This is a genomic window from Negativicoccus succinicivorans, assembly GCF_018372215.1.
Lineage (GTDB): Bacteria > Bacillota > Negativicutes > Veillonellales > Negativicoccaceae > Negativicoccus.
This window is the reverse complement of the sequence record NZ_JAHAJN010000008.1, coordinates 35,269-56,451: the sequence shown is the minus strand read 5'-3', so window position 1 is coordinate 56,451 and position 21,183 is coordinate 35,269. Positions and strand designations below refer to the sequence as shown.

Here is a 21,183-nt window from a genome sequence, read left to right as displayed (position 1 = left end):
CCCTTCGGGCGGTTTTTGCTGAAAGGATACCTTTATGCTGACCTTATTAAAGAATGCGCATGTATTTGCGCCGGAAGACCTCGGAACGAAAGATATTTTAATCGCCAACGGCGTCATCGAAGCTATGGATGACCAACTTGATGTGCAAGGCGTGGAAGTGGAAGTAATTGACTGCAAAGGCATGCGATTGATTCCCGGCTTTATCGACGGCCACGTTCATATCACGGGCGGCGGCGGCGAAGGCGGCTTTCATACCCGCACGCCGGAAATGCCCTTATCCAGCGCGACACGCTGCGGCGTGACCACCATCTGCGGCCTGTGCGGTACGGACGGCGTGACCCGTTCACAGGAAAACCTGCTCGCCAAAGCGTATGCGTTGGAGAATGAAGGTCTCACCGCCTACATGTATGTCGGTTCGTACGAAGTACCGACGCCGACCATCACCGGCAGCATTCGTTCCGACATCATGCTGATTGACAAATGCATCGGCGCCGGCGAAATCGCCGTTTCCGATCACCGTTCGTCGCAGCCGAATTACGATCTCTACCGCGATATCGTCGCACAGGTGCGCGTTGGCGGTATGCTTGCGGGCAAAGCGGGCATCGTGAATTTCCACATGGGTGACGGCGAGCGCGGGCTCGAGCCGCTGCGTCAGATCGCAAACGAAACGGAAATTCCTTATACCAACATGTTGCCGACTCACACCAACCGCAACCAACGTCTGTTTAACGAAGCGGTGCAGTATGTCAAAGACGGCGGCTATATCGATCTCACGTCCTGCGTCAGTCCGGAATTGGGAAGTAAACACGCCGTCAAACCGTCCAAAGCAATTCGCCTCCTAATCGATGAGGGTTGCGACATGTCGCACGTCCTGATGAGTTCGGACGGCTACGGTTCGGTGCCGCTTTTTGATGATCACGGCAACAATATCGGCGTCGGTATCGGCGATCAGTCCTCACTGATGACCGAATTCCGCGATGCGGTCGAAACGGAAGGCTGCGACTTTACAACCGTCCTTTCCATTCTCACCAAAAACGTCGCCGACCTCTTCCGCTTCAAGAAAAAAGGCGAAATCGCCGTCGGCAAAGATGCCGACTTCATGACAATCAACGACCGGTTTGAACTGCAAAAACTGTGGGCCAAAGGCCGTCTCATGGTCGATAACGGCGAGTCGATCGTCTTCGGCACATTTGAAAAGCACTGAGCTTTTCGCACCGGCACGGCAATAAAAAAGAACCGCAACTGCGGTTCTTTTTTATTGGTTTTTTACGCCCAGATTTTTTTCATCAAGCCGGCATAATTTTCCGTCAGGTGACCGACCATAACATCCAAAATTACACGGATCAATTCCGGATTGAAGTCGTCATCCGTTGTCGGTACGCAGGCGTCCAGAAAAATATTTCCGTCTTCATCGAGGAAGTATTTGAAGACTTTATATGAACGATTTTGTTCGTTCAGATAGGTCAATACCTGCTCTTCATTCTTCTCTTTGAGCGCGCCCGTCGCTACCTGGACACGAATCATAACGTAGATCGTGTCGTCGACGAAAAGCGCCGTCGGCAAGCTTTGCCCTTCCGTTTGGATATGGGAACGAAACACATGCGTGTGGATTTCATCACCGATCTCTTCCACTTGGAAAATCCCCGGGTGATTCGTTTCAAAATACTCTTTCAGTGCTTTTGCTTTTGTTTCCTCGGCCATATTGGTGCCTCCTCTGTAGTGTCCATATAATAATTTTATTATAAACTAAAAAATGAGCGTAGTACAGTCACAAAGGTAAACAACATCGCATGCATGTCTTTTTTACACTTTATTGACAAGACAGAAACACGATGGCAAATAATCGTCGCCGCTGTTTCTTGCCGTTTTCAGCACCGTGGTCAGCGGGACAATGTAAGCTATCAAAAAAGGACAAGCATATGCTTGTCCTTTTTTATCTACCTCATCAAGTTGTCATAGAAATGCGTTTATTTCGTGACGAGTTTCAACGGTACCGCGATATGATCGGCAACCGCTTCTTTTTTAACCGCTTTAACGGCGGCTTCAAGACCCTGTTCGCCCATCAGTTTCGGCTGCTGCGCGATCGTAGCCGCCATGGAACCGTCTTTAACGGCTTTAATACCGTCTTCCGTGCCGTCAAAACCGACGATAAATACTTGTTTACCGGCGCTCTTCGCCGCTTCAATAGCACCGAGTGCCATTTCATCATTGTGCGCGAAAATAGCCTGGATTTCGGGGTTGGCTTGTAAAATATTTTCCGCCACCGTCAGACCTTTGGTCCGATCGAATTCTGCCGTCTGTTTAGCGACAATATTCAATTTGCTGTCGGCGAGTTTGTGGAAGCCTTCGCCGCGTTCACGAGTCGCAGACGCGCCCGGGATACCTTCCATTTCGGCAACCGCTACATTGCTACCGAGTTTATCGATGATGTATTGCGCCGCCATTTCGCCGCCTTTAACGTTATCGGAAGCGATCAGAGATACGACTTGGCCGCCATCGGAAGCGCGGTCTACCATCAGAACCGGGATACCGGCTTTGTTGGCCGCTTCGACCGAGTTGGCGATCGCCGCGGAGTCGACCGGGTTGATCAACAAAACGTTTACTTTGTGTTGGATCAAGTCCGCTACATCATTGGCCTGTTTGGCCGGATCGTTCCCCGCGTCAAGCGTCTGTACGTCCACGCCCAAAGCTTTCGCTTTTTCGGTGACACCGTCGCTCAGCGTGACGAAGAACGGATTGTTCAATGTCGATACGGAGAAACCTACCGTAATTTTTTCACCGGTTTTAGCCGCCGGCGCTTCTTTTTTGTCGCTGCCGCCGCAACCGGCCATTAAAACGACCAGGCAAAGCGACATCACGACGAGTAATAACTTGCGTAACTTCATTCCATAACCCCCTCTTATTTTTTGCGATCCATCAGAACCGCCAACAAAATAACGCCGCCTTTGACAACTTGTTGGTAAAAACTGGAAACATTCAAAATATTAAGTCCGTTTGTGAGCGTGGCGATGATCAACGCACCAATCAGAGAACCCGTGATGCGGCCTTTACCACCGGCCAGACTGGTCCCGCCCAAAACGACCGCAGCGATCGCGTCAAGCTCATAACCGGTCCCTGCCGTAGGTTGGGCGGAGTTGAGGCGGCTCGTAATGATGATGCCCGCCAACGCGGTTAAAAGGCCCGTGATCGCGTACGCGAAAATTTTGACGCGCGAGATGTGAATACCCGCGATGTACGATACTTTTTCACTGCCGCCGACCGCATACGTTTTCCGGCCGAGCGTTGTTTTATTTAAAATAAACCAGCAAAGCGCGAACATGAGCAGCGTCGTGATCGCCGGCACCGGCACACCGAAGACGTCGCCTATGCCAAACGCCGTAAAAAACGGATGCGAAGTCAAGCCGCTGATCGGGCGACCGTCACTGTACACCAACGTCGCCCCGCGGAAAATCGTCATCGTCGCCAAGGTCGCGATAAACGGCGCGACTTTGCCGTACGTGATGATGAGTCCGTTGGCCGCACCGAGCGCGATGCCGATAAGACAGCAGAGCGCCATGCTCATGGCCGGATCCATACCGCTCTTGATCATGCCCGCCATCAACGCGGTCGAAAGTGCCAGCAACGAACCGACGGAAAGATCAATGCCGCCGGTCAGAATGACAAACGTCATACCGAAGGAAATCAGCGCGTTGACCGAGACTTGCCGCAGCAGGTTCGACAGGTTGGACGGATTAAGAAATGTCGGATTGAGTGCCGTCAAAATAACGAACAGCAGTACCAGACCTAAAAGCGGTCCGAGATTACGCAATAGATTTTTCACATTTGTCGACATGAATTACTGTCCCCCTGTAGCTAATGTAATAATTTTTTCCTGCGTGGCTTCACTGCGGTCCAGCACGCCTGCAATCGAACCCTCGCGAATCACCATAATGCGATCACTCATACCGATGACTTCCGGTAATTCCGAGGAAACCATGATGATGGCAACGCCGGCCGCCGTCAACTCATTCATTAAATCGTAAATATCCCGCTTGGCGCCGACATCGATACCGCGCGTCGGTTCGTCCATGATCAGAATCGCCGGTTTCATCCCGATCCATTTCGCAATCACGACTTTTTGCTGGTTACCGCCCGAAAGCGTTCCGACCGGCTCCGTCAGCGACTGCGCTTTGACGCCGAGCCGCTTGGCGAGCATTTCCGTAAATTCATTTTCCGCGCCGCGGCGCACGTATTGATGCGAAGCAAACTTTTCGATGCTCGGCAACGAAATATTATCGCCGATGGAAAAATCTAAAATCAGACCTTCCGTCTTGCGGTTTTCGGTAATGAAACCGATCCCCGCCTTAATGGCATCCGACGGGTTATCGATCTTCATCGCCTGCCCGTGAATTTTAATTTCACAGCTGTCTTTTTTATCGACGCCGAAAAGCGCGCGCATAATCTCGGTACGGCCGGCCCCCATCAGACCCGCAATCCCCAAGATCTCGCCTTCGCGAATCGTAAACGAAACGTCGTGGAACACGCCCGCACTGTTCAAATTATTAATTTCAAAAATGACTTTGCCCGGCGTTACCGTGCGCTCCGGATAGTATTCCGTCAGCGAACGGCCGACCATATCGGCCACGACGCGGTCCATCGTCGTCTCCTCGACAGGCTGCGTGGAAATCGCCATGCCGTCGCGCATCACGGTCACCGTGTCGCAAAGCTCGAATACTTCCTCCATGCGGTGCGAGATGTAAATGATGCCGACGCCTTTTGCCCGCATCTGATCCAATACCCGGAACAGCACTTCGGTTTCCCGCTCACTCAAGGCGGCGGTCGGTTCATCCATGATCACGATTTGCGCGTCAAGCATCAGCATGCGCACGATTTCCGTCAGCTGCTGCTGCCCGACGGAGCACTCCTGCGCCTCTTTTCCAAGCGGCAGGGAAATATTCAGTTCGTCACATTTGGCCGCCGCCAATTCGCGCATGCGATCCCAGTCCAGCATGCCCCACGAATTTTTAAGCGGACGCATCAGAAAAAGATTTTCCAGGATCGTCAAATTCGGCCAAATATTCAATTCCTGATGGACAAACGCAATCCCTGCATCTTCCGCTTCACGCGGCGAAGTAAATACACGTTCCGCACCGTCCACCAGAATCGTGCCGTTATCGGCCTTATGCAGGCCGGTCAAAATGTTCATCAGAGTCGACTTGCCGGCCCCGTTTTCACCCATTAGGGCATGAATTTCACCGGGACGAACCGTCAGATTGACTCCTAAAAGCACTCGGTTCTGTCCGAATGCTTTGGAGATGTCACGCATCTCAATTTGCATACCGTCACTCCTTGCAGCTAAAAGATACAGCCGCTTTGTAAAATCACATTGGCGTACGGCGTCGCCTCACCCGTACGGATAATGGCTTTGACGTCGCGCGAATATTCTTTCAAGCGTCCATGTGTTACATACGCACCGGGGATATCGCCCATTAATTGTTGCATTTCCTGAAACAGCGGCCGATTTAGCGAATCCATTTCGCTCGCGATCAGGTACTGTTCCACTTTCATGTTATCCATGACGACTCGCAACACGTCCAAAAAGGACGGCACACCGAACTCCAGCGCCAAATCAATGCGTTCCACATCGCGCGGAATCGGTAACCCGCAGTCGGCAATCATGATCCGATCGGTATGACCGAGATCGGCGAGTACTTTCGCGATCTTGCTGTTCAAAATTCCGTGTTTCTGCATGTCATGCCTCCATCTCGTCACGCCACGGCATCGCGCCCTGCGCGCCGTGCGCGGTAATCGAACGGGCGGCCGCGTGGTTGGCGAACCGAAGCGCCGTTTCAAGATCCTGTCCTTCACTGATCGCGACCGCAAACGCGCCGTTAAACGTATCTCCTGCTCCGGTCGTATCGACGACGGCGACCGATTCCCCGGCGACGCGGTGAACGTTCTTGCCGTCATAGTAATCGACGCCGTCTTTACCGCGCGTCACGATCAGTTTTTTCTGCCATTCCGCCGACAGTTCCAGCGGATCTGCCACATCAAACAAGAGCGCCAGCTCATGGTCGTTCGGCGTAATATAGCGGCACATCGCCATAATATCCGGCGCCAATTCACGCGCCGGCGCCGGATTCCAAAGTACCGGAATGTTCCGCTCGGCGCAAAGACGAATCGCGTCTTCGGTCACATCCTGCGGTACCTCATTTTGCAACAACACCATATCCAATTCCCCCAGCTGATCCAACGCCTGTTCAATATGCGCCGCTGTCAACCGAAAGTTCGCCGCCGGCACTACCAGTATGCTGTTATCACCCTCGGCCAGCGTAATATGCGCCGTTCCCGTTGAAACGTCGGGAAGGGTCATTAAAAAGCGGGCGTCTACGCCGTTTTTTACAAAATTTTCGCAGAGCATTTTCCCGTAGGCATCTTCGCCGATGGCGCCGATCATTGCCACGTCCGCTCCGAGTCGTGCCGCCGCTACCGCCTGATTGGCTCCTTTACCGCCGCAACTCATAAAAAAATGTTCTGCAAACAGCGTCTCACCCGCTTGCGGACGCCGGGCCGCTTCCACGACCAAGTCTACAGAACAACTGCCGATAACCGCCAATTTTGCCATGCCGTAACCTCCTACCGGTATGTAGCCGCATCGATATCTTGTCAAGTATATTCATAAATAGTATACATCAAAAATTAAGTTTTATCAGTAAAATTATTCATTTCTTGTTCTCCGCCCCGCTCTATGCTACACTATATCGGTGCGAAGTGTTTTCTTGGTCCCACTTCGTAAAAACAAAAACAAGGAGGAATGGAACATGAATACTCGTATGCTCGTCATCAATGCGGTGTTGGCCGCAGTGTACGCGCTCCTTACGGTCGCGCTGGCGCCGTTCAGCTACGGTCCCGTGCAGGTACGTTTATCGGAAGTACTGACGCTGCTCGCGTTTTACCAACCGAAAGTCGTGCCGGGCTTAATTCTCGGCTGCTTGCTTGCGAACCTTGCGAGCCCGTTCGGCATGATCGACATTGTGGTCGGCACGCTCGCTACCGCGATCGCCGTCTACGGTATGCGCTACATGCCCAACATTTGGACCGCTTCGCTCTTGCCCGTCGTGTCCAACGGCGTGCTCATCGGCGCGGAGCTTGCGTACCTCGGTGCGCTCGAAGGTGAAAGCGTCGGTTTAACCATGCTCTACATTGCCGCCGGCGAATTTGTCGCAGTCAGCGTGTTAGGCTGCGTACTGATTCCGCTTTTATGGCGCAATACCGCGTTTCGACGGCTCTTGCAGGATCTCTAAAAAATACCCGCTGCGGCGGGTATTTTTTATTGTCGGAGCAACGGCAAATGCTATAATACGATAGAACAGAGGTGAATTATGCAACCACGTAAAAAACTTTGGTGGGGACTGGGTGCCCTCCTTATTTTACTTATACTCGGTCTGGGCAGTTGGTGGTACATGGCGCGCAGCAAAAGCGTCGATGTGATCATCGTCAAACCCGTCACCGAACCGCTCATGATCACGCGCGATGTGACCTTGGCGCCGTTGTACAGCGCGACCGTTTCACCGGCCGCGTCCGGGCCGATTGTCGGTCCGGTGCCGACGGTCGGCACGAATGTCAGTGTAAATGATCACTTATTCACGATCGATGTCAGTCCGTACGAGGCGCAGCTGGCGCGAGCTCGCAACGCCGCAAGCGGAGTCTCCGCGCCGGCCGCACCGCCGGTCAACACACCCGCGGTCACGGAGGCGCAACAACTTTTACAACAGGGCATAATTACGCAAGCGGAATACGCCAAAATTGTCGCGCGCGAACAGGCAAAGCAACCGTCCGTGTATACTCCGTCCGCTGCCGCGGCGCCGGACACTTCGACGATTGAACGTCAGATTGCCGCCGCCAACGTTACCGCGCCTGTCGCCGGAAAAGTCACCGCGGTGTACGTTACCGCTGACGGCGTGGCCGTGCAAGACCGTCCTGCGCTAGTCATCGCCTCCCTTTCGCCATTGGTGGGTGAAATGCCGCTTCCCAATGCCCTTACGGAATCTGTTCAACAAGCCCGCACCGCGCCCGAAACCACGCTTACGTTACGGGTCAACGGTCACGACTACTTCGGTGAAATGACCGCGCTCTCCCCAACGGGCGGCGACGTGACCGCACTGAAGTTCCGGTTTGACAATCCCGGCGAGGTGTTGCAACCCGCCACCCCCTATCCGCTCACGTTGAAGCTGCCGACCAAGGTACCGTTGATTCATTTACCGCGCAGCAGCAATATCGGTGACGATACCGTATACATTGTCACTGCGGACGGTCTGATTGACGCCCGACACGTCACTACCGCTTATGTTGACGGTGACGATTGGGTCGTCTTGGCAGGTCTTGCGGTCGGCGAACGCGTCATCGCTGCGCCGGCACCGCATTTGGAAATCGGGATGCATGTCGATGTCCGCGCTTAATTGGTTTCGCCGCCCGCGATTTACACAGGAAGAACTTACGACCGATGCCGTGACGGCGGCGCGTCGCCTTTTGGGCGCAACCCTTTGGCACCGCAGTCCCGAGGGACTGGTCGGCATCCGACTCACGGAAACGGAAGCCTACGGCGGCACCTATCGCGGCCATCCGGACGATGCGTCGCACGCGTATCGCGGCGAAACGAATCGCAATCGTCCCATGTTCGGTCCCGCCGGTCATATGTATGTGTATCTTGTTTACGGCTTGCATGACTGCGCCAACATCGTCGTTGATGCAGACGGCACACCGGCCGCCGTGCTCTTGCGCGCAGGTGAAATTATTTACGGCGACGAGTTGGTGCGTGTACGCCGCGCCGGCATCCGACCGGAGCACTGGGCCGACGGTCCCGGAAAACTGGCGCGCGCGTTGGGGATAAGCACCGCGCTTTCCGGCAAAACCGTCTTGTCTGGCTATTTGCAATTGCGGCACGGCAAAATCGCCAACGATGAAAGGATCGTACGCAATGTCCGCCGCGGCATTGATTATGCGACTTACGGAAAATCATTCCCCTGGCAATTCAAGCTGATCAAAAAACGAAAAAATGACTGACAAAACATCTTCATTTTGTTATACTGTTATAGTTAATGGCGCTGTCGGAGAACGGCGCCGTTTTGTGTGGAATGATTGCTTAGGAGGCATGTATGAGTTATCGAAATCGTATTTTGTGGTCATCTATTTTCGGCCTGGGGCTGGAAAGTATCGACATCATGATGCTGTCATTCACCTTGACATCCATTATGGCGACATTCGGCTTGAGCGGCGCGCAGGGCGGCATGATCTCGACCGTCACTAATATTGGCATGCTGCTGGGCGGAATTATGTTCGGTTTGCTCGCCGACAAATACGGGCGCATTAAGATTTTTTCCTATTCGATTCTGCTGTTTTCAATCGCCACTGCGGTAATCGGCTTCGCGCCCAACATTTGGTGGGTAGCGGCTTGCCGTTTCCTCGCCGGTGTAGGCGGCGGCGGTGAGTTCGGTGTGGGCATGGCGATGCTCGTGGAAGCGTTTCCGCGCCACGAACGCGGCAAGGCCAATTCCTACGTCACGATCGGCGGCCAAGTAGGCGCCATCATTGCGGCGCTGCTGGCGTACTTCCTGCTGCCTGTCGTCGGTTGGCGCGGTCTTTTCATCTTCGGTATCATACCGGTTTTTCTGGCGGTTGCGGTTCGTTACCACTTGCCGGAAACTCCCCAATGGCTCGCTGCTAAAGAAGCGGCGGAAGCGCAGGGAAAATCCTTAAATGTTTCTTTGTCGGAGCTGGTAAAAACGCCGCGCCTCGCGTGGACTACGGTGACGCTTATCATTATGTCGTCCGTGCAGGTCAGCGGCTACTTCGGCTTGATGACTTGGTTGCCTTCGATTTTGCAAAAACAGTTGGGGCTGACGATTTCCGGTTCCGCGCTTTGGACCATCAGCACCATCGTCGGCATGTGTCTGGGCATGCTTTTATTCGGACGTTTCATGGACAGCCTTGGCGCCAAAAAATCGTACGGCATCTTTCTTTTGTGCTCGGCCGTTTCGGTTCTGCTTTACGCTTATGCCAACAGCGGTATCGCCATCTTACTCGGCGGCGCGGTAGTCGGGTTCTTCGCCAACGGCATGAATGCGGGCTACGGCACCTTGATTTCAAGCTTTTATCCGCCCAATATTCGCGCTACTGCCAATAATACAATCTTTAATATCGGACGCGCGATCGGCGGTTTCTCACCGATCGCCATCGGTTATTTGTTGCAATACTATACCATTGGATACGCGATGCTCTACTTCACGGTGCTCTATTTGATCTCGTTCGCGGTGATGTTGACTTTGAAACGCGATCCGTCCGTCGTTGACGCGGAGGAAATGTTATGAGCATTCACTTGCAAGGCGTTACGCCCGGCTCTTTAGGCGAGGCGACATTGCTCGTTGGCGATCCCGGTCGCATTCCGCTGGTCACCGATCATTGGCAAAATGTCACCGAACTTTGCCGAAATCGCGAGTTCGTCGTCTGTTCCGGTACGTACGAAGACAAATTGTTTTCGGTCTGCTCGACCGGTATCGGCCTGGGATCGACGGAAATCGCCGTGATGGAGCTTATCGAAAACGGCGCGCAAGCATTTGTGCGCGTCGGCGGTTGCGGCAGCTGGCGGGAGGATATTCCCGCCGGCGCGCTGCTATTCAATCACGCTATGATCCGTGACAAATCTCTTTTGCACGCGTACGTCGACGACAATTATCCCGCCGCGGCCGATCCTCTGCTATGGCACGCTTTGTATCAGGAAGCTTGTCGGCAAAAAAAGCAAGCCTTTTACGGTATCGGCTTTACGGCAGGCACGTACTATCTCGGTCAGGGCCGCTCTGTCCCCTGGTCCGAAAATCCTGCGGAAAGCAAGCTGATGACGGATCTTAAAGCGCGCGGCGTCATCAACTGCGATATGGAAACAGCGATCATTTATACGCTTGCCTCTCTGTATAATGTTCCCGCCGCCAATTGTTTGGTCTGTCATGTAAATCGGGATGAAAATGTTTTCGTCAGCCCAAAAGACTATCAGGAGATGCACCGCGAAGCGGCCGGTCTTGTCCTGAAGGCGCTCGCAAACCGCACCCGCGCGTAAATCCACGCGGCATTTCACTCCTCTCCATAGCGAGAGGAGTTTTTTCATGTGACTTTTCCGTAATTATTTGCTACTATTACTACAGATATACAGGTATACAGGATTTATATTGACTCAATACAGGAGTGTGATGCACCGGATGCCGTATAGTCAAAAGACCTTACAGCAGCTCGAAAAAGCGGCCGACCAAGTCCCCCCCGGGATTCAGCTGGAAGTCAACGCGGAAATTTTTGTGACGGTTCGCAACATGTTGGTCGCGGACCCGCAAAGCGGTTCGCGTAAGCAGCGCCACATGGAGCGGCTGGGTGAACTGATCCGCCGCACCGTCGCCGCGATTGCGGAAATCGAAGAGCGTCGCGGTTATGGTATTTCCGTCGAAGAACAGGTAGCCATGCTGGAAGAAGCGCTGGCCATCATGGATGTCTACTTGCCGGAGATCTTTTTTGAAGAAATCGCCAAACCGGATATTGATTTTGTTCCGCCCGCGCCGGAATCCACCTATGATCGCGCGCAGGCCGATTTTGTATTCGCCACGCGTGTGTGGCCCATCATCGCAGGCAATAAACCGAAACATGTGGAGCGTCCGATCGCTTACCTGATCGGCGGGCAACCCGGCTCGGGCAAGTCCCGCATGGCTTCAACGGTCATTGACAACCACGAGCACCAGCTCATCCACGGCGATCCCGATACCTTGTTCGGTTTTCATCCGCATTACCAGGAACTGCAGGAAAAATACGGTCTGTACAGTATTTACATCACGCAACATTTTGCCGATTACATGGCGGAAAAAGCGTTTCAACAGGCCGTCGCCGAACGTCGCCACTTGCTGATCGAAAGCAATTGCACCGACCCGGAAGAAATTTTGTCCAAGCTTAAACTCCTGCAGGATAGCGGCTACTATGTCATTGTCAAATTTCGCGCGACGCCGCGGCTGGAAAGCTGGCAGTCGCTGCAACAACTGTACCAGCAGCAACTTATCAAAGCGCCGGCGCTGGCTCGCATGATGAGTCCCGAGTATCACGACTGGGCCTGCGATAAATTCGTGGAAACCGCGTTGGCGGTGCACCATGAGCATCGCTATGATCGCCTTGTGGTGAAAAGTGAGAAAGGTCTTTTATACGACAGCGACGACAGTCCGACGGAAAGCGTCGCCGAACTTTTACGCGCACGTCTGCGTCGCGGCGAAGAAGAATAAATACACCGTGCTGCGTATCACGGCACGGTTTTTGTTTACATGAAAACGGAAAGGAGCGACATGGACAAAAATAAAATCATCATCACGCAAGCAAACCACCTCGGTCTTACCGAAGTCGGCTTCGTGCGTCTGCCGCTCCCCGAGACGCTTGCCGCGACACTCCACGCGGCCGGCGAACCGTCGCCCTTCACGCCGTCGGATGTGACGACGCGTCTGGATCCGGCCGCCTTGTTGCCCGGCGCGCAGAGCGTGATCGTTTGTCTCTTTCCGTATCGTCCCGCCTCAGCCACTGCGGAAAACGCCGCCGAACCTCCCGCGAACTTGCCGGAATACGCGCGGGCGCGTGATTACCATATCATTGTGCAACACTATTTAACGCGCTTACAGACCCGCCTTCAAGCGCATTTTTCCGATGCCGATTTCTTCTCTTTTGTCGACACGTCGCCGCTTCCGGATCGAGCCCTGGCGTATCTCGCGGGGTTGGGCTTTTTCGGCTGGAACAAGGCGCTCATTAATGATCGCTACGGCACCCACACCATGATCGGCGGGCTTGTCACGACGCTTGCGCTGGCGCCGAGCGAACCGCTGCAAAAAACATGTCTGCAGTGCGGACGTTGTCGCCGCTTTTGCCCCGGTCAGGCGCTGACGCCGGAACGATTTATTTGGCCGCGTTGCAAATCGTACATCACACAGAAAAAAGGCGATCTGACCGCCGCTGAAGCCGCCATCATCGCGAAAAATCATTATATTTTCGGCTGCGACGTCTGTCAGGAGGTCTGCCCGCATAACACCGCGGCCGAGCCGACGCCGCTCCCCGAATTTCAGAATGATCGCATCACGCACATCACCGCGGCGGAAATTGCCCGCCATTCGAACCGCACGTTCCAAGCCGCTTACGGCGATCGCGCCTGGGCGTGGCGCGGCAAAAAAATTTTGTTGCGCAACGCGGCTCTATTGGAAGAAAGCTCCGCCCATCGCAACGATGACAATCACTAAAAAGAACCACCATGAAAAAATGGCGGTTCTTTTTTATGCTTTGAAAGCGCAGCGGCTTCTTGCGACGAAGATGTTTTATAAACGCTCAATCAAATGCGCCCAGTAGCGTTTGGGCATGTTGCTTTGGCGCAGTTTCGGATTGGCGCGCTCGGGGATCGCGACGGTTTTATAAAACAGTCGCCAGGCGTCCTGGTACGCGCTTTCAGCCGCCGTTTCGACGACGGACAAGGCCGTGGCGGAAAAATATTCCGTGCGGCCGTCCGCATGCAACGCGGCGCAACCGCGCGGACAATCATGAATGACGAAATGCTCGCCGTTGAGCCGGCGGGCAAAATGCGCGGTCAGCAGTTCGATGACATCATGCTTGGGCGCAAACGGCGCGTACCAGTAGCCATCCTGTACCTCACGAAAGCGCAGTAAACCCTTCCAACTGTGCGCTTCGCTGTAGACCGCGCGCACGATCCGATCAAACGCGACTGCGTCCCGATCGGCGCTCGCCAAAACGCCTTTGCCGTGGCGAATACATTTTTTGATCGTTCGCGCGGTCACCGTTTCATGGCGCGCTTCGACCGAAAGCAACGCGGCATAGCAACGGCGCAGGAAATCGGCGCCGAAATGGTCGCGCAAATACGTCGCGACACGCGCCGCTTTCGCCGGATCGGTCACGACCCGATCATGCGCCACCAAAAAATCCATTTGCGGTGTGAGCGGTTCGATTTCAATCGTTTCCAACGTTCGATAGCGCGCGAAAATCACCGTTAAAAATCCCGGATAGGTTCCGTCATAGTGCGTCAGCATGGCGCGAACAAGTCCATTTGCTCATAGCGAGGCGCATCTTCGAGCGACTTCATGCGCTGCCGCAAGTCGTGACGCGAACGGATCGCCGCGCCGCGGTATACGCCCGCGACCGTCATGAAGTGGCGCGCCCGCTTGGTAGAAATCTTCAGCGTCCGCAAGTCGTCGTATTTCAACTTGGCGAAACGACGCGCGCGAATAATACGTTTCGCGCCGGTGATGCCGATCCCCGGGATACGGATCAGCTCCTCCAAATCGGCGCGGTTGATTTCCACCGGAAAACGATCCAAATGACAAATCGCCCAGCTCATTTTCGGGTCCAACTCCAAGTCGAAAAAAGGCTCTTTGGCCGTTAAAATTTCATCGGCCGTGAAATCATAGTAGCGCATCAGAAAATCCGCCTGATAAATGCGATGTTCGCGCAAAAGCGGCGGTTTCACGATGCCTTCCGTGAAGCGCGACGACACCACCGGCACGAAACTCGAATAGTATACCCTCTTCAAGTCAAACGAATGATACAGCGCTTGGGCCCGCTGAATGATCGTGCGATCGTCCTCGCGGCTCGCGCCGACAATCATTTGCGTACTTTGCCCCGCCGGCGCGAAAAGCGGCGCGTGCCGTGATTTTTTGCGCTCACTGCGGCTCTCCCGAATATGTTGGCGAATGGTCGCCATCGGTTGAAAGATCTTGGCAAAGCTTTTTTGCGGCGCCAAAAGCGCCAGCGCCGATTCCGTCGGCAGTTCGATATTCACACTCAACCGATCCACCAATCGTCCCAATTCTTCGACCAGTGCGGGCGATGCTCCGGGAATCGCTTTCATGTGGATATAGCCGTTAAAATTCTCCCGATAACGCAAGAGGCGCGCGACACGGATCAGTTTTTCCATCGTGTGATCGGCGTTACCGACAATCCCGCTCGAAAGGAACAAGCCTTCGATATAGTTGCGCTTATAAAAATTAAGCGTGAGTTCGCAGACCTCTTCGGGCGTGAACTCCGCCCGTTCCACATCGTTGCTGCTGCGATTGACGCAATATTCGCAGTGGTAAATGCACTTATTGGTGAGGAGAATTTTCAGCAGCGAAATGCAACGTCCGTCCTCGCTCCAGCTGTGGCAAATTCCCGACTCGGCGGCATTGCCCACGCCCCCTTTGCGATGCGATCGGCGGGACCCGCTCGAACTGCAGCTGGCGTCGTATTTTGCGGCATCGGTTAAAATTTTCAGTTTGTGTTGCAGCGTGTCAAATTCCATAACTTCACTCCGAACAAATGTTCTTTTCTGCATTATAGCATGGAATGACCGCGGCTGCCATTTTGTCATTCTCTTTTTCCGGCGACATGTATTTTTTAATTTTGCGCAACAAAAAAAGACGCGCGCGCGTCTTTTTTTGATTAGCCTAATATCATACCGTTATCCGTTTTTTGTTTCAGCGCGATGAGAACAACACCCTGCTCCGTATACACGCCGAGTACGAGCACTTCCGAGCGCCAACCGGCGATATGCATCGGCTGGAAATTGACCACGCCGAGCACCTGCTCGCCAATCAGACCTTCCGGACTATAAAGGTCCGTGATTTGCGCCGATGACTGCTTGATGCCGATCACGGGTCCGAAATCCACTCTCAGCCGATACGCAGGCACGCGCGCCCCCTTGAGCGGACCGGCCTCCACAATCGTTCCCGTGCGAATATCCAATGGAGCGAATGTGTCAAATGTAACTTCTTCTTTAGGTTGCGTATCTTTCGCCATTATTTTTTCTTTCCGAACAACTGCATGCGTTTCGTTTGGTCCTCGGTCGCGAAGCAAATGCCGAAATATTGCGCTTCCAATTCAATCGCATTACGCTGATCCAAATCCTGTCCCGCCAGTACCGAACGTTTCGTGGCGCGCACTGCGGCTTTGGCATTCTTTTGAATACGTCTCGCCGTCGCCAGCGCTGTTTCCAGCAAGTCTTTTTGCGGTACTACGCGATTGACCAAACCAATCCGCAACGCTTCCCGCGCATCGATGAAATCGGCGGTATATAAAAGTTCTTTCGCCATCGCGGGGCCGACCGCGCGCGTCAAGCCTTGGCTCGCGCCGAAACCGGCGCAAATGCCCCACTTCACTTCCGGCTGACCGAATTGCGCGTTTTCACTCGCGTACCGAAAATCGCAGGCAAGCGTAAGTTCACAACCGCCGCCCAACGCGTAGCCGTTCACCTCGGCGATGACCGGCTGCGGCGCGTCTTCGAGTTGCTGCGTGACCGCTTTGCCGAAACGGCCTCAATCGCGACCGGAGAGCGTATCCATGGCCGTCATTTTCTCTCCTCCTACTGTCGGTTCAAAAATTCTTCCGTGTTTTTCGCGCGCAAATCGCTCATGCGCGTAATCAAATCTTCATCGCCGGCGCCGGCCGCGAGCAAGTCCGCCAACGCCGCACCGTCTTGGATCGTCACCGTCCATAAAAATTCACCGTCGTCAGCGTACAATGTCCAATACAACTCTTCGGCGAATGTTTCCGGCGCGCGTCCTTCCGAGTCGGTGATCACCGCGTACCGTCCGTCGGCAAAATCCTGCACCAAAAGTACTTCGTCTTCCGCTTCTGTTTCGACGACCCCGAGTTCCGCGAGTCGCTCTCGTACTTCTACATCGTTCATAAGCGTTCCTCCTTGTCACTATTGTACACCATTTTAAAAAATCCCCCGTAACGGGGGATTTCATTTTTTGTAAAATAGCGATACGCCTTGGTTTTGTAAGGTGCGTGACCACGCTAAAAAGCATCGGCATAGACCACTTCACCGTAATGACACGTATTGCAAACGCAACGCGTTGAGTACAACGGACACGGAGCTGAGCGCCATCGCGGCGCCCGCGAGGAGCGGTGAAAGGTAACCGAGCGCGGCCAGCGGGATACCAATCATGTTGTAGATCAGCGCCCAGAAAAGATTTTGACGAATATTTTTCAGCGTCTCTTTCGCCAGCGTGACGGAGCGAGCCACGTCACGCACGCGACTGCGGAGTAAAACGATATCCGCGGCATCCATCGCGACCGCCGTGCCGGAACCGATCGCGATGCCCAAATCCGCTGTCGCCAACGCCGGCGCGTCATTGATGCCGTCGCCGACCATCGCAATCAATCGGCCCCCACCTTTACGCGCGGCGACATGGTCCGCTTTTTCGATTGGTTTTACTTCCGCCGTCACGGTGTCGATCCCGAGACTTTGCGCAATTGCCGTGGCGGTGGGACGATTGTCGCCACTTAAAAGTTCCGTTTCGATGCCCTGCGCATGTAAATCGTGAATGGCTTCCGCCGCGTCCTCGCGCAACGCGTCCGCCACCGCGATCAGCCCGAGCACTTCCGTTTCACGACGCACGGCCAGCACCGTGCGCCCCTGCGCCTCCCAGGCGGCGGCTGTCGGGTCATCGGACGCGGCTCGACCGATCGTATACGTCGCGCCTTCGTATTGACCGCTCATGCCCTTGCCGACGGTTTCCTTTAATTCCGTAAAACGGCGCGCCGGAATCGTGCGCGCTTGCCCCGCGGCCAAAATCGCCCCGGCCAAACGGTGGCCGGAACCGCTTTCCAAACCTTGCGCCAACGCGAGCAGGTCGTTTTCCGTCATCGTTCCCTGCGGCGCCAGCGCCACCACTTCCGGTTCCCCTTTGGTAAGTGTGCCGGTTTTATCAAAAATAATATGGGTAAGTTTACCCGCCTCTTCCAGATCGGCGGCGCTTTTAAAAAGAATGCCCGAACGCGCGCCCACGCCGGAGCCGACCATGATCGATGTCGGCGTCGCCAGTCCCAAGGCGCACGGGCAAGCGATGACAAGCACCGCCACGGTACGCAGCAGCGCGGTTTCCAACGTGGCGTCGAAAAAAGCGTAGTAAACGACGCCCGTCAGCGCCGCAATCGAAATCACCGCGGGCACGAACCGAGCGGAAACGATATCCGCCAGTCGCTGAATGGGCGCTTTGGATTCCTGCGCCGCCGCCACGACGCGAATGATTTGAGAAAGCACCGTATCGGCGCCGACCGCTTGCGCCGTCATCGTAAAGGGCGTCGCGCCGTTCACCGTGCCGCCGGTCACCGTATCGCCGACCGTTTTTTCTACCGGCATACTTTCACCGGTCAACATCGCTTCGTTCACTTCCGGTGCGCCTTCGCTGACTTGACCGTCCACCGGAATCTGCTCACCCGCTTTGACCCAAAGCGTCATGCCGACCGTCACGTCATGCGCGTCAATGGTTGTGATTTCTTCCCCGTCTTTGCGATGGGCCCGCGCGGGCGCCGCGGCAAGCAATGTTTCCAGCGCTCGTCCGGTGCGGCGTTTCGCGGCCGCTTCCAAGTATTTACCGAGTAAAATAAAGGTAATCAGCCACGCGGACGTTTCAAAATATAAATGTCCGGCACCGCCAAAAAGTTCATACAGCGAGTAGAGATACGCTGTCGTCGTTCCCAAGACCACGAGCACGTCCATATTGAGCGAGCCGCCGCGCAATGCGCCCCACGCACCGCGATAAAAATAAAGTCCCGGTCCGAATTGCACGACCGTCGCCAAAACGAGCTCCGCAACGCCCGGCAACATCGACCACCAGCCCGTGAGTGCGCCGACCATTCCGATCATCAGCGGTAAGGCGAAAACGAATGCGATGAGCAAACGCCGTTTCGCCGCCCGCACCTCCGCCCCCGGATCTTCCCAAGCGGCATCGGCAATATGCGCACCGTAACCGCTTTTTTCAATTTTAGCAATGATATCGACGGCGGTTACCGCCTGCTCATCGTACACCAGCCGGGCGCGGCCGGTAATCAGATTGACCGCCACTTCCTGCACTCCCGCCATGCGCCCGACGACTTTTTCGATCCGCGCGGAACAGGCCGCGCAATGCATGCCGGTAATGGCAAGTCGTAACGTTTGTTTCATTCTATACCTTCTCTCCGTCAATCACGGTTGTCATTATATCGAATATTTTCTATGTATTTTCAGTATAGCACTTTTGTCAAGAGTTGCCTACATGGTAAAATGCAGTTACTCTAATAGCGGAGGTCATATGTATTTTTCAATCAAAGAACCTTTTCATTACGAAACGGTCATCAAAAAATCGCGCTTTATCTGTGATCTGATTCCCGTCAATGACGCGGAGGAAGCCAAGGACGCGTTGGCGGCCATTCGCAAACGCTACTACGATGCGACGCATCACTGCTCGGCGCTTCGCCTCGGCACCACCGGCACCTTGCAGGAGCAATCCAATGACGACGGCGAACCGGCCGGCACGGCAGGTCGTCCCATGCTGCATGTGTTGCAACAACGGGATATGACCAATTTGCTCGCCGTAGTAACTCGCTATTTCGGCGGCATCAAACTCGGCACCGGCGGCCTGGCCCGCGCGTACGGGGGAACTCTCGCCGAGAGTCTAACCGCCGCGCCGATCGTCGCGTATGTCGCCCACCATCGTTATTCTGTCCAAATCCCCTATGATCTTTTGGGCGCGCTGGAAAACGCCTGGAAGGACATGCCATATATTATTGTTGACCGTCAATTTACGGATGCCGTTCGCTTCACGATGGATGTACCGGCAACAACGGCCCCAGCCTTTGAACAAAGTCTGACGGAGCTGACTGCGGCGCGAGCCATTTGGCAAAAAGATCCCGAACGCCTTTTAATGATTGACTATGATTTAATAAAATAAATCACTTTTTTAGTAATTATTCGCATTTATTTGGTTATCAATAAAACACTTTCATTTTACATCCCTCTCCATTCCTCATATCCTATAAATAGAAAACTCCGTTAGGTAAGGGAAAGGAGATGGTTTTATGTCGAGATTTTGGCAGCATTACGCAGACCATCGTTTGGCGGCGGCTACTGGTCTGAATACCGGGACAATGGAAAGTTCCGCGATGGTCGCGCTGCGCTTGGCACGCAAAGAAGTGTTTTCATTGCAAGGCGTGTGGCGTTACCTCGCCAAAAAACGACTGGCGACCGCGGATGCTCTCTACTACCACAATGGATTCCCGGTGGCGCATGTCTGACATGCTCTTTTTTCTCCGCTTAACACACCTGGGTCTGCCCGCTCGGGTAATCTGTCCACAAAAATAACGGCGTCATGACGCCGTTATTTTTGTATCAAAATTTATACCAATACGGACGCCAACGTATCATCCACGTTGGCGCTCACAGAAGCGTCGACTTTCTCCGCTTTCAAGACGCTTTCATAGTAATGTAAAAACACTTGCGCGGTGTGCGAAAGCGGGCGATTGCGCGGACGCACAATCGCCTTTTTCAGAGTGACACCGCTCAGCTTTCGGGAGTCCAATCCCGGCCAAAATTCTTCTTCCTCTTCCGCCGGAATGAGGGCCGCTACATTTTCCGTGCGCGCCCAAGCCAGCGCCGATGCTTTGGTCGTACAGACGGCTACCAATTGAAAAAGTGTCTGCGGATCGCCGATTTCCTGCCGTAAAATGGCGGCGCCGCTGCCCGAAGTGGCGATCGCCATGCCGCGTAAATCGGAAAAGCGTGCCCCTTGCATCGGCACCTGACGCAGTAAATCTTCCGCTCCGACGAGCGTCAGTGTTTCGGCGCAAGTAAATAAAAATTCAAACTGCTCCGATTGCGGCAACGTCGTATGACATACCCCGAGATCCGTCTCACCGGCGAGAAGATCCTCTTGCTGCACACTCGTGCTGCCTTCTTTCAGTTCAAAACGCACGTTGGGATATTCTTTATGAAATCCCGCCAGTACTCGATGAATAAAGCGCGGCGACCGTCCCGGCGAAATACTGAAGTGCAAGGTGCCGCGTACCTCTCGCGTCGCCGTTGCCATTTCATCACCCGCCAAGTCCTCTAAAGCGCAAATTTCTTTTGCACGCTGATAGAAGATTTCCCCGGCTTCCGTCAGGTGCAAACGGCGACGACCGCGCGCGACAACGACCAGCTTAGTTTCGAACCGTTTTTCCAAAAGCTGAAGCTGCTTACTCAACGTCGGTTGCGTAACATGCAGGTATTCCGCAGCGCTCGTCATATTGCCCGCGTCCACCATCGCCATAAAATTACGGTAATACTCAGTGTCCATGGCTTCCTTTCCGCGCCAACCCATTATATTTAGCGCTAAAATATATATATTTATTTGA

The 21,183-nt window shown here is 54.3% G+C and carries 22 protein-coding genes and 1 pseudogene; 10 read left to right on the top strand and 13 right to left on the bottom strand.

All coding sequences use genetic code 11. The features are described 5' to 3' along the window. Positions 1-34 precede the first annotated feature (34 nt). Positions 35-1,204: a beta-aspartyl-peptidase gene (gene iadA / locus KIB08_RS05420; protein WP_303990552.1), complete on the top strand. Its 1,170-nt coding sequence runs from the start codon at positions 35-37 to the stop codon at positions 1,202-1,204. Between the two features lie 62 nt (positions 1,205-1,266). Here the strand turns inward: iadA and KIB08_RS05415 are convergent, their stop codons facing one another. The 6 genes from KIB08_RS05415 to rbsK all read right to left on the bottom strand — a co-directional run bounded on the left by KIB08_RS05415 (position 1,267) and on the right by rbsK (position 6,604). Continuing rightward, positions 1,267-1,701: a YbjN domain-containing protein gene (locus KIB08_RS05415; protein WP_303990550.1), complete on the bottom strand. Its 435-nt coding sequence runs from the start codon at positions 1,699-1,701 to the stop codon at positions 1,267-1,269. A 266-nt stretch (positions 1,702-1,967) separates the two neighbouring features. Next, positions 1,968-2,885, bottom strand: a complete 918-nt coding sequence (rbsB, locus tag KIB08_RS05410; RefSeq protein WP_075939085.1) for a ribose ABC transporter substrate-binding protein RbsB — start codon at positions 2,883-2,885, stop codon at positions 1,968-1,970. A gap of 14 nt (positions 2,886-2,899) precedes the next feature. Next, the gene (locus tag KIB08_RS05405) at positions 2,900-3,832 is read right to left on the bottom strand and encodes an ABC transporter permease subunit (protein ID WP_303990546.1); all 933 of its coding nucleotides are present in this window, start codon (positions 3,830-3,832) and stop codon (positions 2,900-2,902) included. Positions 3,833-3,835: 3 nt separating this feature from the next. After that, on the bottom strand, positions 3,836-5,317 hold the full coding sequence (locus tag KIB08_RS05400; protein WP_303990543.1) for a sugar ABC transporter ATP-binding protein: 1,482 nt from the start codon (positions 5,315-5,317) through the stop codon (positions 3,836-3,838). Between the two features lie 17 nt (positions 5,318-5,334). Next, complete coding sequence (gene rbsD, locus KIB08_RS05395) at positions 5,335-5,730, bottom strand: D-ribose pyranase (protein WP_303990540.1); 396 nt, start codon at positions 5,728-5,730, stop codon at positions 5,335-5,337. 1 nt (position 5,731) lies between these two features. Beyond that, complete coding sequence (rbsK, locus tag KIB08_RS05390; protein ID WP_303990537.1) at positions 5,732-6,604, bottom strand: ribokinase; 873 nt, start codon at positions 6,602-6,604, stop codon at positions 5,732-5,734. Between the two features lie 196 nt (positions 6,605-6,800). Between rbsK and KIB08_RS05385 the strand changes: the two genes are divergently transcribed. The 7 genes from KIB08_RS05385 to queG all read left to right on the top strand — a co-directional run bounded on the left by KIB08_RS05385 (position 6,801) and on the right by queG (position 13,280). Further along, positions 6,801-7,283: a QueT transporter family protein gene (locus KIB08_RS05385; protein ID WP_303990534.1), complete on the top strand. Its 483-nt coding sequence runs from the start codon at positions 6,801-6,803 to the stop codon at positions 7,281-7,283. A gap of 78 nt (positions 7,284-7,361) precedes the next feature. After that, positions 7,362-8,438, top strand: coding sequence for an efflux RND transporter periplasmic adaptor subunit (locus tag KIB08_RS05380; protein WP_303990531.1), 1,077 nt, complete (start codon positions 7,362-7,364; stop codon positions 8,436-8,438). Next, positions 8,425-9,042, top strand: coding sequence for a DNA-3-methyladenine glycosylase (locus tag KIB08_RS05375; protein ID WP_303990529.1), 618 nt, complete (start codon positions 8,425-8,427; stop codon positions 9,040-9,042). The genes KIB08_RS05380 and KIB08_RS05375 overlap by 14 nt, the downstream gene beginning before the upstream one ends. Positions 9,043-9,134: 92 nt before the next feature. After that, positions 9,135-10,346, top strand: coding sequence for an MFS transporter (locus tag KIB08_RS05370; RefSeq protein WP_159822458.1), 1,212 nt, complete (start codon positions 9,135-9,137; stop codon positions 10,344-10,346). Continuing rightward, a complete protein-coding gene (locus KIB08_RS05365) occupies positions 10,343-11,089 on the top strand; it encodes a nucleoside phosphorylase (RefSeq protein WP_303990526.1) in 747 nt (248 codons plus the stop codon). The genes KIB08_RS05370 and KIB08_RS05365 overlap by 4 nt, the downstream gene beginning before the upstream one ends. A gap of 139 nt (positions 11,090-11,228) precedes the next feature. Next, a complete protein-coding gene (locus KIB08_RS05360) occupies positions 11,229-12,284 on the top strand; it encodes a zeta toxin family protein (protein ID WP_159822462.1) in 1,056 nt (351 codons plus the stop codon). A 60-nt stretch (positions 12,285-12,344) separates the two neighbouring features. Next, complete coding sequence (gene queG / locus KIB08_RS05355) at positions 12,345-13,280, top strand: tRNA epoxyqueuosine(34) reductase QueG (RefSeq protein ID WP_303990524.1); 936 nt, start codon at positions 12,345-12,347, stop codon at positions 13,278-13,280. Positions 13,281-13,355: 75 nt separating this feature from the next. On the opposite strand, the gene KIB08_RS05350 is transcribed toward queG, so the two are convergent. The 6 genes and pseudogenes from KIB08_RS05350 to KIB08_RS05325 all read right to left on the bottom strand — a co-directional run bounded on the left by KIB08_RS05350 (position 13,356) and on the right by KIB08_RS05325 (position 18,976). Continuing rightward, positions 13,356-14,078, bottom strand: a complete 723-nt coding sequence (locus KIB08_RS05350; RefSeq protein WP_303990522.1) for a TIGR03915 family putative DNA repair protein — start codon at positions 14,076-14,078, stop codon at positions 13,356-13,358. Beyond that, positions 14,072-15,325, bottom strand: coding sequence for a putative DNA modification/repair radical SAM protein (locus KIB08_RS05345; protein WP_303990520.1), 1,254 nt, complete (start codon positions 15,323-15,325; stop codon positions 14,072-14,074). Before KIB08_RS05345 ends, KIB08_RS05350 begins: the two co-directional genes overlap by 7 nt. Positions 15,326-15,465: 140 nt before the next feature. Further along, positions 15,466-15,822: a tRNA-binding protein gene (locus KIB08_RS05340; protein WP_303990517.1), complete on the bottom strand. Its 357-nt coding sequence runs from the start codon at positions 15,820-15,822 to the stop codon at positions 15,466-15,468. Next, positions 15,822-16,304, bottom strand: a pseudogene (locus tag KIB08_RS05335) (enoyl-CoA hydratase/isomerase family protein); the annotation flags it as partial. The gene KIB08_RS05340 and the pseudogene KIB08_RS05335, both read right to left, overlap by 1 nt. Positions 16,305-16,384: 80 nt before the next feature. Next, on the bottom strand, positions 16,385-16,711 hold the full coding sequence (locus tag KIB08_RS05330) for a hypothetical protein (RefSeq protein WP_303990514.1): 327 nt from the start codon (positions 16,709-16,711) through the stop codon (positions 16,385-16,387). A gap of 138 nt (positions 16,712-16,849) precedes the next feature. After that, positions 16,850-18,976, bottom strand: a complete 2,127-nt coding sequence (locus KIB08_RS05325) for a heavy metal translocating P-type ATPase (RefSeq protein WP_303990511.1) — start codon at positions 18,974-18,976, stop codon at positions 16,850-16,852. A 127-nt stretch (positions 18,977-19,103) separates the two neighbouring features. On the opposite strand from KIB08_RS05325, the gene KIB08_RS05320 reads away from it, so the two are divergent. Both KIB08_RS05320 and KIB08_RS05315 read left to right on the top strand, forming a co-directional pair. After that, entirely contained in the window at positions 19,104-19,742 is a 639-nt protein-coding gene (locus tag KIB08_RS05320) for a YigZ family protein (RefSeq protein ID WP_303990508.1), read from the top strand. Between the two features lie 127 nt (positions 19,743-19,869). Continuing rightward, on the top strand, positions 19,870-20,085 hold the full coding sequence (locus tag KIB08_RS05315) for a hypothetical protein (protein ID WP_303990505.1): 216 nt from the start codon (positions 19,870-19,872) through the stop codon (positions 20,083-20,085). A gap of 101 nt (positions 20,086-20,186) precedes the next feature. Here the strand turns inward: KIB08_RS05315 and KIB08_RS05310 are convergent, their stop codons facing one another. After that, positions 20,187-21,125, bottom strand: coding sequence for a LysR family transcriptional regulator (locus KIB08_RS05310; RefSeq protein ID WP_303990502.1), 939 nt, complete (start codon positions 21,123-21,125; stop codon positions 20,187-20,189). Positions 21,126-21,183: the final 58 nt, after the last annotated feature.

Coding starts and splice junctions, on each gene's coding strand:
- iadA (WP_303990552.1), top strand. CDS start 35: ATGCTGACCTTATTAAAGAATGCGCATGTATTTGCGCCGGAAGACCTC.
- KIB08_RS05415 (WP_303990550.1), bottom strand. CDS start 1,701: ATGGCCGAGGAAACAAAAGCAAAAGCACTGAAAGAGTATTTTGAAACG.
- rbsB (WP_075939085.1), bottom strand. CDS start 2,885: ATGAAGTTACGCAAGTTATTACTCGTCGTGATGTCGCTTTGCCTGGTC.
- KIB08_RS05405 (WP_303990546.1), bottom strand. CDS start 3,832: ATGTCGACAAATGTGAAAAATCTATTGCGTAATCTCGGACCGCTTTTA.
- KIB08_RS05400 (WP_303990543.1), bottom strand. CDS start 5,317: ATGCAAATTGAGATGCGTGACATCTCCAAAGCATTCGGACAGAACCGA.
- rbsD (WP_303990540.1), bottom strand. CDS start 5,730: ATGCAGAAACACGGAATTTTGAACAGCAAGATCGCGAAAGTACTCGCC.
- rbsK (WP_303990537.1), bottom strand. CDS start 6,604: ATGGCAAAATTGGCGGTTATCGGCAGTTGTTCTGTAGACTTGGTCGTG.
- KIB08_RS05385 (WP_303990534.1), top strand. CDS start 6,801: ATGAATACTCGTATGCTCGTCATCAATGCGGTGTTGGCCGCAGTGTAC.
- KIB08_RS05380 (WP_303990531.1), top strand. CDS start 7,362: ATGCAACCACGTAAAAAACTTTGGTGGGGACTGGGTGCCCTCCTTATT.
- KIB08_RS05375 (WP_303990529.1), top strand. CDS start 8,425: ATGTCCGCGCTTAATTGGTTTCGCCGCCCGCGATTTACACAGGAAGAA.
- KIB08_RS05370 (WP_159822458.1), top strand. CDS start 9,135: ATGAGTTATCGAAATCGTATTTTGTGGTCATCTATTTTCGGCCTGGGG.
- KIB08_RS05365 (WP_303990526.1), top strand. CDS start 10,343: ATGAGCATTCACTTGCAAGGCGTTACGCCCGGCTCTTTAGGCGAGGCG.
- KIB08_RS05360 (WP_159822462.1), top strand. CDS start 11,229: ATGCCGTATAGTCAAAAGACCTTACAGCAGCTCGAAAAAGCGGCCGAC.
- queG (WP_303990524.1), top strand. CDS start 12,345: ATGGACAAAAATAAAATCATCATCACGCAAGCAAACCACCTCGGTCTT.
- KIB08_RS05350 (WP_303990522.1), bottom strand. CDS start 14,078: ATGCTGACGCACTATGACGGAACCTATCCGGGATTTTTAACGGTGATT.
- KIB08_RS05345 (WP_303990520.1), bottom strand. CDS start 15,325: ATGGAATTTGACACGCTGCAACACAAACTGAAAATTTTAACCGATGCC.
- KIB08_RS05340 (WP_303990517.1), bottom strand. CDS start 15,822: ATGGCGAAAGATACGCAACCTAAAGAAGAAGTTACATTTGACACATTC.
- KIB08_RS05330 (WP_303990514.1), bottom strand. CDS start 16,711: ATGAACGATGTAGAAGTACGAGAGCGACTCGCGGAACTCGGGGTCGTC.
- KIB08_RS05325 (WP_303990511.1), bottom strand. CDS start 18,976: ATGAAACAAACGTTACGACTTGCCATTACCGGCATGCATTGCGCGGCC.
- KIB08_RS05320 (WP_303990508.1), top strand. CDS start 19,104: ATGTATTTTTCAATCAAAGAACCTTTTCATTACGAAACGGTCATCAAA.
- KIB08_RS05315 (WP_303990505.1), top strand. CDS start 19,870: ATGTCGAGATTTTGGCAGCATTACGCAGACCATCGTTTGGCGGCGGCT.
- KIB08_RS05310 (WP_303990502.1), bottom strand. CDS start 21,125: ATGGACACTGAGTATTACCGTAATTTTATGGCGATGGTGGACGCGGGC.